The following is a 13331-nucleotide window of genomic DNA, read 5'->3' as shown; positions in this document are numbered from 1 at the left end:
AATGTTAATTTATTGATTTTATATTATAATAAGTGTAAGTTATTTTTAATAAGGATTTAGAGATTGTTGCACTTTCTTTCTTTAGTAAGTTTGATTGATATTTTTAGGGGCAATATACATATATAATGAGAAAGTGGAAAAAAAGCGTTTCTTTTGTCCCGGGTCCCTTTTTCCTTAAAGTGCAGGAAGGCCATTGGCTGTAAGGGCTGAAGAAATATTTGCGAATGTATCATTATGCAGCAGAACCTTTTATTTTTTATTTAATTGGTTAAAATGATACAATGCAAAGCACATAGAAAAAAAAGCAATACATACGGTATGTTCTGTAATTTTTGATTTAGCTTGTTGACACTATATTTTCCAGTATTTAAGAAGGGGTGAAGCTAATGTTTAAATTTAATGACGAAAAAGGCCATCTAAAATGTTCATTCTGCGGTAAGACGCAAGAGCAGGTTAGAAAGCTTGTTGCCGGACCGGGCGTATATATTTGTGATGAGTGTATAGAATTGTGTACTGAAATTGTAGAAGAAGAGTTGGGTACGGATGAGGAAGTAGAATTCAAAGATGTTCCTAAGCCCCATGAAATCCGCCGTATTCTTGATGAATATGTCATTGGTCAAAAACAGGCGAAGAAATCGTTGGCAGTTGCCGTATATAATCACTATAAGAGAATCAATTCCAACAGTAAAATTGATGATGTAGAAATCTCTAAGAGTAACATTGCATTAATCGGGCCTACCGGTAGCGGTAAAACATTGTTGGCGCAAACTCTTGCCCGACTATTGAATGTGCCGTTCGCGATTGCGGATGCAACCTCTTTGACTGAAGCAGGGTATGTAGGGGAAGACGTAGAGAACATCTTGCTTAAGCTGATCCAAGCTGCCGATTATGATGTGGAGAAAGCTGAAAAAGGAATCATCTATATTGATGAAATTGATAAGGTTGCCCGTAAATCTGAAAATCCATCCATTACGAGGGATGTATCAGGTGAAGGCGTTCAGCAAGCTTTGCTTAAAATTCTTGAGGGTACAGTTGCGAGCGTGCCGCCTCAAGGTGGAAGAAAGCATCCCCATCAAGAGTTTATCCAAATTGATACAACCAATATTTTGTTCATTTGCGGTGGTGCATTTGACGGAATAGAGCCGATCATCAAACGCCGTTTAGGCCAAAAAGTAATCGGTTTTGGATCAGATAATAAAAAAGCAGATATAGCAGATAAAGATTTGCTTTCAAAAGTTCTTCCTGAAGATTTGCTTCGTTTCGGTTTAATCCCTGAATTTATCGGCCGTTTGCCGGTCATTGCAAATCTGGAGCAACTGGATGAGGAAGCATTGGTTGAGATCCTGACGAAACCGAAGAATGCTCTTGTTAAGCAATTCCAGAAAATGTTGGCTTTAGACGATGTTGAATTGGAATTTGAAGACGAAGCATTGAGAGAAATTGCCAAAAAGGCAATTGAGCGCAAAACAGGTGCGCGTGGACTTCGTTCTATCATAGAAGGCATCATGCTTGATTTGATGTTCGATCTTCCATCGCGTGATGATATCCAAAAATGTATTATCACAAAAGAAACAGTAATCGAAAACAAGATCCCTAAACTGATCTTGAAAGATGGCACTGTTGAACCGGAAGAAGAGAAAAAAACATCTGCATAATGCAAATTAAAGGGGAGGGCTGATCTCAGTCCTTCTTTTTTTTTACTAAAATCCATTGAATTCCTTTCCGGGAGTTTTCCTGATTCGGCGATTATTTTTTCCATGAAAAGGCGATACTAGTGAATATTCGCATAGAGTAATGTTCAGGAGGGAAAAGGATGAGTTGGGTTACAGTAATGGTCATCATACAGATGTTTTTTGGTATTATTATCGGCATGTATTTTCTTAATTTGCTCAAGGGGCAAAGGGCTCAAAAGGTAACCATAGACCGAGAATCGAAAAAAGAGATGGAACAATTGAAGAAAATGCGGGAGATATCATTGTCGCAGCCTTTGGCGGAAAAAGTACGTCCCGCTTCGTTTAAAGAAATTATCGGACAGGAAGATGGAATCAAGGCTTTAAAAGCGGCTATTTGCGGGCCAAACCCGCAGCACGTCATTATTTATGGACCGCCTGGGGTCGGAAAAACGGCAGCTGCCCGTTTGGTTCTGGAAGAAGCCAAAAAATACATCCAATCTCCTTTCAGAAAAAGCGCTGTCTTTGTTGAACTGGATGCTACCACTGCAAGATTCGATGAAAGAGGGATAGCTGATCCGCTTATCGGTTCGGTTCATGATCCAATTTATCAGGGGGCCGGGGCGATGGGCCAAGCGGGTATTCCGCAACCGAAGCAAGGTGCGGTCTCTAATGCCCATGGTGGTATATTATTTATTGATGAAATCGGGGAATTGCATTCCATACAAATGAATAAACTGCTCAAAGTGCTTGAAGACCGGAAAGTTTTTTTTGAAAGTGCTTATTACTCAGAAGAGAATCAACAGATCCCTTTACATATCCACGATATTTTTAAAAATGGGCTGCCAGCTGATTTTCGCTTGATAGGAGCGACCACGCGAACGCCGAATGAGATCCCTCCGGCCATCAGGTCACGTTGTATGGAAGTATTTTTCCGGGAATTGGAGCATGAAGAGGTTATTTCTGTTGCTCAAAATGCGGCAGAAAAAGTCAAATTGCAAATGACCGAGAAAGGATTCAGGATTCTGGGCGATTATGCGCGCAATGGCAGGGAAGCAGTCAATATGGTGCAGATTGCTGCAGGTTTGGCAATAACCAATAAGCGCAATGAAGTGTTCGATGAAGAAATCGAATGGATTGTCCACAGCAGCCAATTGACGCCGCGAATGGATAAAAAAATCGGAGAAACGTCCAAGGTTGGATTGATCAACGGTCTTGCAGTTTATGGCCCAAACAGCGGTTCCTTATTGGAGATTGAAGTAGCAGTCATTCCATCAGAAGAGAAAGGGACGATTAATATCACTGGGATTGTGGAGGAGGAAAGCATAGGAGGCAGCGGAAAATCTATACGGCGAAAAAGCATGGCCAGGAGTTCAGTTGAAAATGTGGTCACCGTACTCCGTTCCATGGGGGTTCCCGCTGATTCGTTCGATATCCATGTGAATTTTCCGGGAGGTGTCCCGATTGATGGGCCGTCGGCAGGGATTGCTATGGCGACGTGTATCTATTCGGCAATCTATAAGATACCGATTCACAGAACGGTGGCCATGACAGGCGAAATTAGCGTTCACGGCGGGGTCAAACCGATTGGCGGGGTTTATCCGAAGGTGAAGGCAGCCCAAAAAGCGGGAGTGAAGACGGTTATCATCCCCGAGGAAAATATGCAAAGTATGTTGAAGGAATTCAGTGACTTGACGATTATCCCTGTCACTTCATTTAAAGAAGTATTGCAGCATGCCCTTAAGCGGGACACTGAGCAGGCAGGGGACCTGGATACCATCGTTAAGACATTTCCAAAAGAAAATATGCTATAAAGTGAAACTTTGATCGGTGGGAATTTTTATTCATTTCCCACCGATCATTGGTTAAACCAATCGAATTCTTACTGGCGCTTGATCGTCCACTTACCATTTCGTTTCGCGCATCAGATGAAGTGGGAGTCTTAATCGCCAGTTAGAATGGGGTAAAGTGAAAAAGGCTGATTCGATACTGAGTCAGTCTTTCTTGCAGATACACGAATTACTTCCTTTGGCCGGAATGCTTTCCATTACGGGTACAAGCTGTTCGATTGCTGTGATGAGTATGTAATAGACACTATCTGTTAAATACGTTAGAATTGTTAAAAGACTGTCTACATAAGCAATCGCAACAACTGTTTTCATACAAGCGGTTGCTAAAAGGGCTGTTACTGCAGCCGCCACAGATCGTGAAATGCTTGTTATAAAAAAAGCGATTCATTTCGCCAGAAGCGGTATTTTCCCATGAGGGGCAGTATTATTCCAACCCGATTGGTTCAACTGACCATCAGGCGGCTTGGAATAGCCGATACTGATAAGGTATAACTATACAGAAATGATTATGGAGGTGTCCAGGCATGGCAAATACAAAAGAATACATCGTTCCCCTCCTTCCATTACGCGGTTTGATCGTATATCCATCGATGGTATTGCATTTGGATGTGGGAAGGGATAAATCTGTTCAAGCTTTGGAGAAAGCGATGGTAGACGATCATCTTATTTTCCTTTCTACGCAAAAGGATACAGCGGTTTCCGAACCGACTGAAGATGATGTCTATAGAATGGGAACACTGACTAAAGTAAAGCAGATGCTGAAACTTCCAAACGGTACAATCCGTGTTTTAGTTGAAGGGATCAAGCGTGCAGAGGTTCTGTCTTTCATTGAGCACGATACGTATATGGCGGCTTCTTTGAAGACTTTCGAAGATCCGGTTGAAAAAGATGCTGAACATGAAGCGTTGATGAGAACGTTGCTTGCTTCCTTTAAGCAATACATAACGACTGCCAAGAAGAACAGCAATGAGATCTACAGTGCTACTGCCGATATAACAGAACCAGGACGATTAGCCGATATTGTTGCCTCCCATTTGCCTCTTCAGTTAAAAGGAAAACAAGAGGTGCTCGAGGCCATCGATGTCAAAGAACGTCTATCCATTGTAATTGATTATATTCATAATGAAAAAGAAATTCTTCAATTGGAAAAGAAAATCGGTGAACGCGTCAAGCGCTCCATGGAACGGACGCAAAAGGAATATTATTTGCGGGAGCAAATGAAAGCAATCCAGACGGAACTTGGCGAAAAGGAAGGGAAAACAGGCGAAGTCAGTGAACTGGCTGAGAAAATCGAACAGGCCGGAATGCCTGATCATGTAAAGCTGACAGCTCTGAAGGAGTTGGACCGCTACGAAAAGATTCCTTCAACCTCAGCGGAAAGTTCTGTTATCCGGACATATATAGATTGGCTGCTGGCACTTCCGTGGAATCACTCCACAAAGGATGACCACGATTTGCGCAAAGCAGAGCGCATCTTGGATGAAGAACATTACGGACTCGAAAAAGTGAAAGAGCGCGTATTGGAATATTTGGCTGTACAACAGTTGACGCAATCCTTGAAAGGGCCGATCCTTTGCTTGGCAGGACCGCCGGGTGTTGGGAAAACCAGTTTAGCGAGATCAATCGCCACTTCGTTGAACCGCAATTTTGTGCGTGTCTCTTTAGGCGGAGTACGCGATGAATCTGAAATTCGCGGCCATCGGCGCACGTATGTTGGCGCTATGCCCGGACGGATTATCCAGGGGATGAAGAAAGCAGGCAGCAACAATCCGGTCTTCCTTTTGGATGAAATCGATAAGATGTCGAATGATTTCCGCGGCGATCCATCCTCTGCTATGTTGGAGGTATTGGATCCCGAGCAGAATCATGCGTTCAGCGATCATTATATTGAGGAAACATATGATTTGTCGAACGTCATGTTCATCGCGACTGCCAATAACCTGGCCACTATACCGGGACCGCTGCGCGACCGCATGGAAATTATTACGATAGCGGGTTATACGGAGTATGAAAAGCTTCATATCGCCAAAGAGCATTTATTGGCTAAGCAAATCAAAGAAAATGGGTTGAAAAAATCACAGCTTCAAATGAAAGACGATGCGATCATGCATATGATCCGCTTCTATACACGCGAGGCGGGGGTCAGGGGGCTTGAGCGCCAATTGGCCAACATCTGCCGCAAAACAGCAAGGATTATTGTATCAGGCGAGAAGAAGCGTGTAATCGTTACAGTGAAAAATATCGAGGAATTTTTAGGTAAAAAGCAATATCGCTATGGACAGGCGGAAAAAGATGATACAGTAGGAGTTGCGACTGGTCTTGCCTATACGACTGTCGGCGGGGATACCCTTCAGATTGAAGTTACATTATCACCGGGAAAAGGAAAGCTTTCTTTAACAGGGAAGCTGGGTGATGTGATGAAAGAATCGGCGCAGGCCGCCTTGACTTGTGTCCGCTCCAAAACAGCTGATCTTGGCATTGAGGAGGATTTCTATGAAAAGTATGATATCCACATACACGTACCTGAAGGGGCTGTCCCTAAGGATGGTCCGTCGGCCGGCATAACGATGGCAACGGCCATTGTATCGGCATTGACAGGCAAGCCGATTCGGAAAGAAGTAGGCATGACCGGAGAAATTACATTAAGAGGCCGTGTACTTCCGATTGGAGGGTTGAAGGAAAAGACGCTCGGCGCGCACCGCGCAGGGCTGAAGACCATCATTCTTCCTAAAGACAACGAAAAAGACATAGAAGATATTCCTGAAAGTATCCGAAAAGACTTGAAGTTTTATCCTGTATCGAATGTCGACGAAGTATTAGCTTTAGCATTGGCAGGAGGAAAATAGTATGAAAGTAACTAGCGCGGATATTGTCATTAGCGCAGTTAAGCCAGAGCAATATCCGGATACGCAATTGCCGGAATTCGCATTGGCTGGAAGATCGAATGTAGGTAAATCATCATTCATTAATAAGATGATCAACCGTAAGAGCCTTGCCCGTACTTCATCTAAGCCGGGAAAGACACAAACACTGAACTTCTTCATTATTAATGAGATGCTGCATTTTGTAGATGTGCCAGGCTACGGATTCGCAAAAGTATCCAAGACGGAGCGTGCAGCATGGGGCAAGATGATCGAAACGTATTTGACTACGCGGGAACAGCTTCGTGCCGCTTTGCAAATTGTCGATTTGCGCCATCCGCCCAGCAAGGATGATATTATGATGTATGATTTTTTCAAGCATTATAATATCCCTTGCATCATCGTAGCCACGAAAGCGGATAAAATCCCAAAAGGAAAATGGCAGAAGCACTTGAAAATCGTCCGTGAAACCCTACAGGTTGAAACAGGCGACCAGTTGATTCTTTTCTCTTCTGAGACAGGACTGGGCAAAGAGGAAGCTTGGAAAGCCATCCGTGGATTTATGTAACAAACATGAAAAGAGACAGGACTCGGAGTGAGTTCTGTCTCTTTTTTGATCAGCGGAATGGAAAGCCGGAAGCGATCCATCCCGCTGATCAGTTGTTGTTTGCGCAAAGAATTAGAACTGTCCCCGATTGATTCAACAAGGGCAGGGCTGAACGCTCAAAAAATAAGCAGCAATACAATAGCTTCTAGTATGCAGGCAGTCAAGAGCCGTCCATAATATGGATAATAGGATAACTTGTCATCGATAAAGAAAAGGCTGTTAAACAGAATGAAGAATGAAATAACCAATAATGCACATATGAAGCTGGCATATTGGGGGTGGAGATGAAACAGCAGAAGCCATTCAAAAATGCCCAATAGTGTTATGGCGATGAACCATATATCCCGATACTTGCACAATGTTATATTGTCTCCTCGCTCATACCAACACCTGCATGTCCTATATGAAGGTGTTGGCGTTTATTTTCTGCTTGTTATATATATATTCGGCATAAAACGGAAAGCGAGTGCATTTATTACAATTGGGTGCCGGCAACTGCTTATTTTTTGAAGAACAAAACAAGGATCCCGAATCCAAGGAGAATTATAGGAACCAGGGAGACGGATTGATTAGCGAACATCTCGGTGGAATGAAGGGTCTCCATAAAAGCATCATTAAACAAGATAAAAACGGCAATCGCTAATATAAGAATTCCGGGGAGCATCCCTTTATTGGTTTTCTGTGCCTGCAGCATAAGGCCGAGCGAGATGATCAGTATGAAAACTCCGATATTGTCCGACCAGAAATGAAAATTCTGAATAACATGGAAGTGGATTCCGAATCCAAGCAAAATGATGCCAGGAAGAATATATTCATATTGTTTGGCTTTATAGGCCTGCGCAAGAAAAGCAAGTCCGACAATGCAAAGCAGAGTGGGCCAGCTATAGAAACCATCGAATAAAGTGACGCTGGATTGGCTTAACAGATAATAAAGGCCAAATCCGATTAATATGACTGAAGAGAAGAGGTTATGGGTTTTCATAGGATCACCTTTCTTAATGGAACAGATTACTTGAACATCTATCTGCAGTTTGATAATTTATTAGATAGTAATCATTCTAATTTAGTAATAAAGTTTTAAAGAAATACACATGTTGCCGATATAGATAGTTTATCATTGAATAGGCTTTATAGGCAGTGTGATTTTAAGATGGCAAGCAGGCTGCCCCTTTCTTAGTATGCCTTGCTGTCAATATATGTTCATAATTTTTAGAGAGTTCATGGGTCTTTAATGATATACTTATATTAGAAAACTATGTAATTTTTTGGTGGGGGTGCGAACAAAGGGATGTTTATACTTGCAGTTGGTTTAAATTATAAGACTGCCCCTGTTGAGATTCGAGAACGTTTATCATTTGATGAATCTGAGCTTGCTGATGCCATGAAGGCACTGCAGCATAAAAAAAGCATACTGGAAAACGTCATTCTTTCTACATGTAACCGTACGGAAATTTATGCAGTAGTGGATCAAATCCATACTGGGCGCTATTATATTAAGGAATTTCTATCCCAGTGGTTTGATTTGCCTATTGATGATTTTTCACCTTTTTTGTTCATCCATGAAGGCGATTCAGCGGTTGAACATCTCTTCCAAGTAAGCTGCGGGCTGGACAGTATGATCTTGGGCGAAACTCAGATTTTAGGCCAAGTCCGGTCGAGCTATACACTTGCACAGGAAGAAAAGACGATAGGAACCATCTTCAATCATTTATTTAAGGAAGCTTTAACATTGGCGAAACGAGCCCACTCTGAGACGGAAATCAATACGAATGCCGTTTCAGTCAGCTATGCGGCGGTCGAATTGGCCAAGAAGATATTCGGCAGCCTTGACAACAAGAATGTATTGGTCATTGGCGCCGGGAAAATGGGCGAATTGGCTATCCAAAATTTATACAGCGCCGGCGCCAAGAAAGTTTCTGTCATCAACCGCACCTATTCCAAAGCGATTGTTTTGGCCGAGAAATTTTCTGGAAAAGCGATGGAGCTTCGCGAATTGCAATGTGCATTGCTTGAAGCTGATATCCTGATTTCTTCGACAGGGAGCAAGGAATATGTCATCACGAAAGACTTGATGGCCGCTGCCGCCAAGCTCCGGAAAGGGCGCCCTTTATTCATGGTCGATATCGCCGTACCGCGCGACCTTGATCCGGCATTGTCTGAGATTGAAAGTGTCTTTCTTTATGATATCGATGACCTTGAAGGCATTGTTGAGGCAAACTTGCAGGAACGAAAAATTGCCGCTGAAGCGATTGCCGTGATGATTGAGAAAGAAATCGTTTTGTATAATGAATGGATGGGCATGTTGGGTGTTGTCCCTGTCATTTCAGCATTGCGCGAGAAGGCGCTCACAATTCAGGCGGATACATTGGAAAGCCTTGAGCGGAAGCTTCCTGATTTGTCGGAAAGAGAGCGGAAAATCATATCCAAGCACACGAAAAGCATTATTAATCAGATGCTGAAGGACCCTATCCTTTATGCCAAAGAAATAGCGGGACGAAACGACCGTGAAAAAGCCCTTGCCGAGTTTGCGGAAATATTCAATATTGAAGGTGCCGTAAAAACTGGCAAAGAGAAGCCTGAACGTCAATCCGCAACAGGCAGGGAGATGCCTGCTGCAGCAATACGAATATAAAGGGACGAAAAACGTATATGCTTGATATTTCGATAACCAGGTTCCAGGAAGCTGCAGTCGTTTTGTATGCCTTGAGCGTTCTTTTATATTTTATTGATTTTCTTCATACAAATCGGAAGGCAAACCATTTTGCCTTCTGGCTGCTTTCGATTGTTTGGTTACTGCAAACAATCTTTTTATTTCTATATGTGGTGAAAACAGGGCGGTTTCCTGTATTGACGATCTTTGAAGGGCTCTATTTTTATGTGTGGGTGCTGATTTCCCTGTCGTTTATCCTCAATAGGTGGCTGAGAATCGATTTTATTGTTTTTTTTACCAATGTATTGGGATTTACCATCATGGCCATCCACACTTTTGCCCCAGAGCAAATGTCATCGCAGATTATGGCTAGGCAGCTGGAATCGGAATTATTGTTCATCCATGTTACGATCGCAATCTTGGCATATGGCGCTTTCACGCTTTCGGGCGTATTTTCCCTCCTATACCTGATTCAGTATGATTTGCTTAAAAGGAAGAAATGGGGGAAACGCCTTAGACGATTAGGGGATTTATCACAGCTGGAAAAACTGTCATATATGCTGAATATGATTGGTGTTCCGTTGCTGTTCATCGCGCTGGTGTTGGGATTGATATGGGCGCATATTAAGTTGCCCAATGTCAGCTGGCTTGATGTGAAAATCGTAGGGTCATTCGTTGTGATCCTTATGTACAGCTTCTATCTATATATAAAACAAAGGGAGAAATTATATGGCAAACCTCTTGCTTATATCAATCTCCTGGCTTTTCTCATTGTGTTGGTTAATTTCTTTTTATTTGGTAGTTTATCAGGCTTTCATTTTTGGTACGCATAGGAGGATATTATGAGAAAAATTATAGTCGGTTCCAGACGAAGTAAATTGGCTCTCACCCAAACAAACTGGGTCATTCAGCAATTGAAGGATTTGGGATTGCCATTCGAGTTTGAGGTCAAGGAGATTGTGACAAAGGGAGATCGGATCCTCGATGTGACACTATCCAAAGTAGGAGGGAAAGGCCTGTTCGTCAAAGAAATTGAACACGCCATGCTGACAAAAGAAATCGATATGGCTGTACATAGCATGAAGGACATGCCAGCGATATTGCCGGAAGGATTGACGATCGGCTGTATCCCGGAAAGGGAAGACCACAGGGACGCGCTTATTTCGAAAGGGCATATTCCTTTGAAGGAGTTGAAGGAAGGCGCCGTCATCGGTACAAGCAGCCTTAGAAGAAGCGCACAAATTTTGGCGGTGCGCCCTGACTTGGAGATCAAATGGATCAGAGGGAATATTGATACTAGATTGCAGAAGCTGCAGGATGAAGACTATGACGCCATTATTCTTGCAGCAGCCGGATTGTCGCGCCTTGGCTGGAGTTCGGAGGTAGTGACGGAACACCTGGACAGCGATATCTGTGTACCGGCGGTGGGTCAAGGAGCTTTATCCATTGAGTGCCGAAGCGATGACCATGAACTGCTGAATGGGCTTAAAGCTTTTGAATCTGCAGTGACAGATCGTACAGTGCGTGCGGAACGGGCTTTCCTGGATGCCATGGAAGGAGGATGCCAAGTGCCGATTGCCGGCTTCGCTACAAGCGATGGCCAAGATCAATTGACGCTGACAGCATTGGTGGGCACCCCGGATGGGAAAACCATCCTGAAAGAACGGATCACTGGTACAGACCCTATAACAATCGGTTTGAAAGCGGCGGAAGCAATCAAAGCTCGAGGCGGGCAAAAATTGATCGATGACGTGAAGGCGGAGTCTGCGAAATTATGAGTCCGGCATCCTATTTGCGGGGGAAAACCGTGCTGATTACAAGAGGGAAAAAGGAGAGCGAGGCTTTTTCCCGCAAGATCAGCGAACAGGGAGGATTGCCCATAGCCATTCCTTTAATCGGCTTTAAGAAAGCTGAATTGGACAATACGTCGAAGTATCGGCTTGCCGAAGCAGCAGGGTATGATTGGGTTATATTCACCTCTAAAAAGGGCGTCCAATTCTTTATGGAACGGGTATCCAATCCAGCCTTGCCGCATATCGCCGTCATTGGGGAAAAAACAGAGGCTGAATTGAGAAGAAACGGCTATTCGCCAGCGTTTGTACCTTCACATTATGTGGCTGAATGTTTTGCCGAAGAGTTTACCGCCCAGCTGAAGCCAGGTTCCAGAGTGCTTGTCATCAAGGGGAATCTGGCAAGGACAGTCATTGCGGAGAAAGTGCGCCAAGCCGGGCACATCTGCGAGGAAGTCATTCTCTATGAAAATGTGCTCCCTGAAGGAAGTAAAGAGGCCTTGCGGCAAGCCCTGCTGGACGGCTCGGTGGATATTGTGACCTTCACCAGTTCCTCCACGGTCGAGCATTTTATGGAGGCTGTAGAGGAATATGGACTGCACGCACAGTTAAAGCCTTTGCTTTTCGCATGTATCGGGCCGGTTGCTGAGGCCACGGCAAAGAGCTGCGGTTTGGACGTTCAAATTGTTGGTTCTCCATATACAGTGGACGGATTATTGGAAGCGATGAACCATTACACACCAGATGTAAAAAGAAAGGATGATTGAAATGGCAGAAATGGAATTTTCACGCCATAGAAGACTGCGCCAAAACGCAGCAATGAGATCTCTAGTTAGAGAGACGTTTGTACGCAGTGAGGATCTGATATACCCCATTTTCATCGCGGCAGGAGAAAATGTCCGCAATGAAATTCATTCTATGCCCGGCATTTATCAATTATCATTGGACCATTTATTGGGGGAAGTGAAAGAGGCGGTTGAACTCGGCATTCAATCATTCATCCTGTTCGGCGTGCCTTACGAACATGACAAAGATGCCTGCGGATCTGGCGCTTTCAGCCATGATGGTTTAATTCAACAAGGAATCCGCCTGGTTAAGGAACAGTATCCCGAAGTGTTGGTTATAGCGGATACTTGCTTATGCGAATATACAGACCACGGACATTGCGGCATTGTGAAGGATGGAGAAATCTTGAATGATGAATCGTTGGAATACTTGGTGAAAACAGCTGTCAGCCAGGCAGAAGCCGGAGCAGATATTATTGCGCCTTCCAATATGATGGATGGTTTTGTTACAGCAATTCGCGCAGGGCTTAATGAAGCAGGCTATCAACATATTCCGATTATGTCATACGCGGTAAAATATGCTTCCGCCTTTTATGGACCTTTCCGTGATGCAGCTAATGGCGCTCCTCAGTTCGGAGACCGGAAAACGTATCAAATGGATCCGGCCAACCGTTTAGAGGCGATGCGGGAAGCGCAATCCGATGTGCAGGAAGGCGCCGATTTCTTGATTGTCAAACCAGCGATGGCTTACATGGATATCATCCGTGATGTGAAAAACGAATTCAACCTGCCGATTGTAGCGTATAACGTCAGCGGGGAATACAGCATGATTAAAGCGGCCGCCATTAATGGCTGGATCAATGAAAAGGAAATCGTGATGGAAAGCATGGTCGGATTGAAACGCGCCGGAGCGGATATTATCATCACCTATTTTGCCAAAGATATTGCACGCTGGCTTAAAGAGCAATAAAGTGAAACTGGGTGGAATTTCAATCATTCATTGAACCAATCTTAATTCTTATGATCGCTTAGTTTTTCGCTTATGCTTCTTCTTTACGCACTTATTGGAGAGGGAGTCTTAGCGCCAATTAGAATGGGGTAAAAGAGGAAAGAGCATG

The 13331-nt window shown here is 43.8% G+C and carries 12 protein-coding genes; 10 read left to right on the top strand and 2 right to left on the bottom strand.

Going from position 1 to position 13331, the window contains the following annotated elements; all coding sequences use genetic code 11:
• Positions 1-386: 386 nt before the first annotated feature.
• Both clpX and lonB read left to right on the top strand, forming a co-directional pair.
• Positions 387-1655, top strand: coding sequence for an ATP-dependent protease ATP-binding subunit ClpX (gene clpX / locus BN1765_RS15325; RefSeq protein ID WP_050615957.1), 1269 nt, complete (start codon positions 387-389; stop codon positions 1653-1655).
• Between the two features lie 158 nt (positions 1656-1813).
• Positions 1814-3484 (top strand): ATP-dependent protease LonB, encoded by a 1671-nt coding sequence (lonB, locus tag BN1765_RS15320; protein ID WP_050615956.1) that lies wholly within the window; start codon positions 1814-1816, stop codon positions 3482-3484.
• Positions 3485-3664: 180 nt separating this feature from the next.
• Here lonB and BN1765_RS20145 read toward each other — a convergent pair whose 3' ends face one another.
• Complete coding sequence (locus BN1765_RS20145; RefSeq protein WP_147554214.1) at positions 3665-3871, bottom strand: hypothetical protein; 207 nt, start codon at positions 3869-3871, stop codon at positions 3665-3667.
• 173 nt (positions 3872-4044) lie between these two features.
• Between BN1765_RS20145 and lon the strand changes: the two genes are divergently transcribed.
• From lon to BN1765_RS20140, 3 genes are read left to right on the top strand one after another with little or no spacing between them, the layout of a single operon-like run.
• Positions 4045-6366 carry an endopeptidase La gene (lon, locus tag BN1765_RS15315; protein WP_050615955.1) on the top strand — a complete coding sequence of 774 codons (2322 nt, stop codon included), beginning with the start codon at positions 4045-4047 and terminating at the stop codon, positions 6364-6366.
• Between the two features lies 1 nt (position 6367).
• Positions 6368-6949: a ribosome biogenesis GTP-binding protein YihA/YsxC gene (gene yihA, locus BN1765_RS15310; protein ID WP_050615954.1), complete on the top strand. Its 582-nt coding sequence runs from the start codon at positions 6368-6370 to the stop codon at positions 6947-6949.
• Between the two features lie 27 nt (positions 6950-6976).
• Positions 6977-7165 (top strand): hypothetical protein, encoded by a 189-nt coding sequence (locus tag BN1765_RS20140; protein ID WP_147554213.1) that lies wholly within the window; start codon positions 6977-6979, stop codon positions 7163-7165.
• Between the two features lie 322 nt (positions 7166-7487).
• Here the strand turns inward: BN1765_RS20140 and BN1765_RS15300 are convergent, their stop codons facing one another.
• On the bottom strand, positions 7488-7970 hold the full coding sequence (locus BN1765_RS15300) for a LiaI-LiaF-like domain-containing protein (protein ID WP_050615952.1): 483 nt from the start codon (positions 7968-7970) through the stop codon (positions 7488-7490).
• 306 nt (positions 7971-8276) lie between these two features.
• Here BN1765_RS15300 and hemA point away from each other — a divergent pair, with 306 nt between their 5' ends.
• Genes hemA through hemB form a run of 5 tightly spaced genes read left to right on the top strand, consistent with a single transcriptional unit; the run spans position 8277 to position 13183 of the window.
• Complete coding sequence (gene hemA, locus BN1765_RS15295) at positions 8277-9620, top strand: glutamyl-tRNA reductase (protein ID WP_050615951.1); 1344 nt, start codon at positions 8277-8279, stop codon at positions 9618-9620.
• A 17-nt stretch (positions 9621-9637) separates the two neighbouring features.
• Positions 9638-10471 carry a cytochrome C assembly family protein gene (locus tag BN1765_RS15290; protein ID WP_050615950.1) on the top strand — a complete coding sequence of 278 codons (834 nt, stop codon included), beginning with the start codon at positions 9638-9640 and terminating at the stop codon, positions 10469-10471.
• Positions 10472-10480: 9 nt separating this feature from the next.
• Complete coding sequence (gene hemC, locus BN1765_RS15285) at positions 10481-11416, top strand: hydroxymethylbilane synthase (protein ID WP_050615949.1); 936 nt, start codon at positions 10481-10483, stop codon at positions 11414-11416.
• A complete protein-coding gene (locus BN1765_RS15280) occupies positions 11413-12195 on the top strand; it encodes a uroporphyrinogen-III synthase (RefSeq protein WP_050615948.1) in 783 nt (260 codons plus the stop codon). The genes hemC and BN1765_RS15280 overlap by 4 nt, the downstream gene beginning before the upstream one ends.
• A 1-nt stretch (position 12196) precedes the next feature.
• Complete coding sequence (hemB, locus tag BN1765_RS15275; RefSeq protein WP_050615947.1) at positions 12197-13183, top strand: porphobilinogen synthase; 987 nt, start codon at positions 12197-12199, stop codon at positions 13181-13183.
• Positions 13184-13331: the final 148 nt, after the last annotated feature.

Source organism: Bacillus testis, from assembly GCF_001243895.1.
Taxonomy (GTDB): domain Bacteria; phylum Bacillota; class Bacilli; order Bacillales; family DSM-1321; genus Bacillus_AD; species Bacillus_AD testis.
This window is presented reverse-complemented; position numbering and strand designations above follow the sequence as displayed.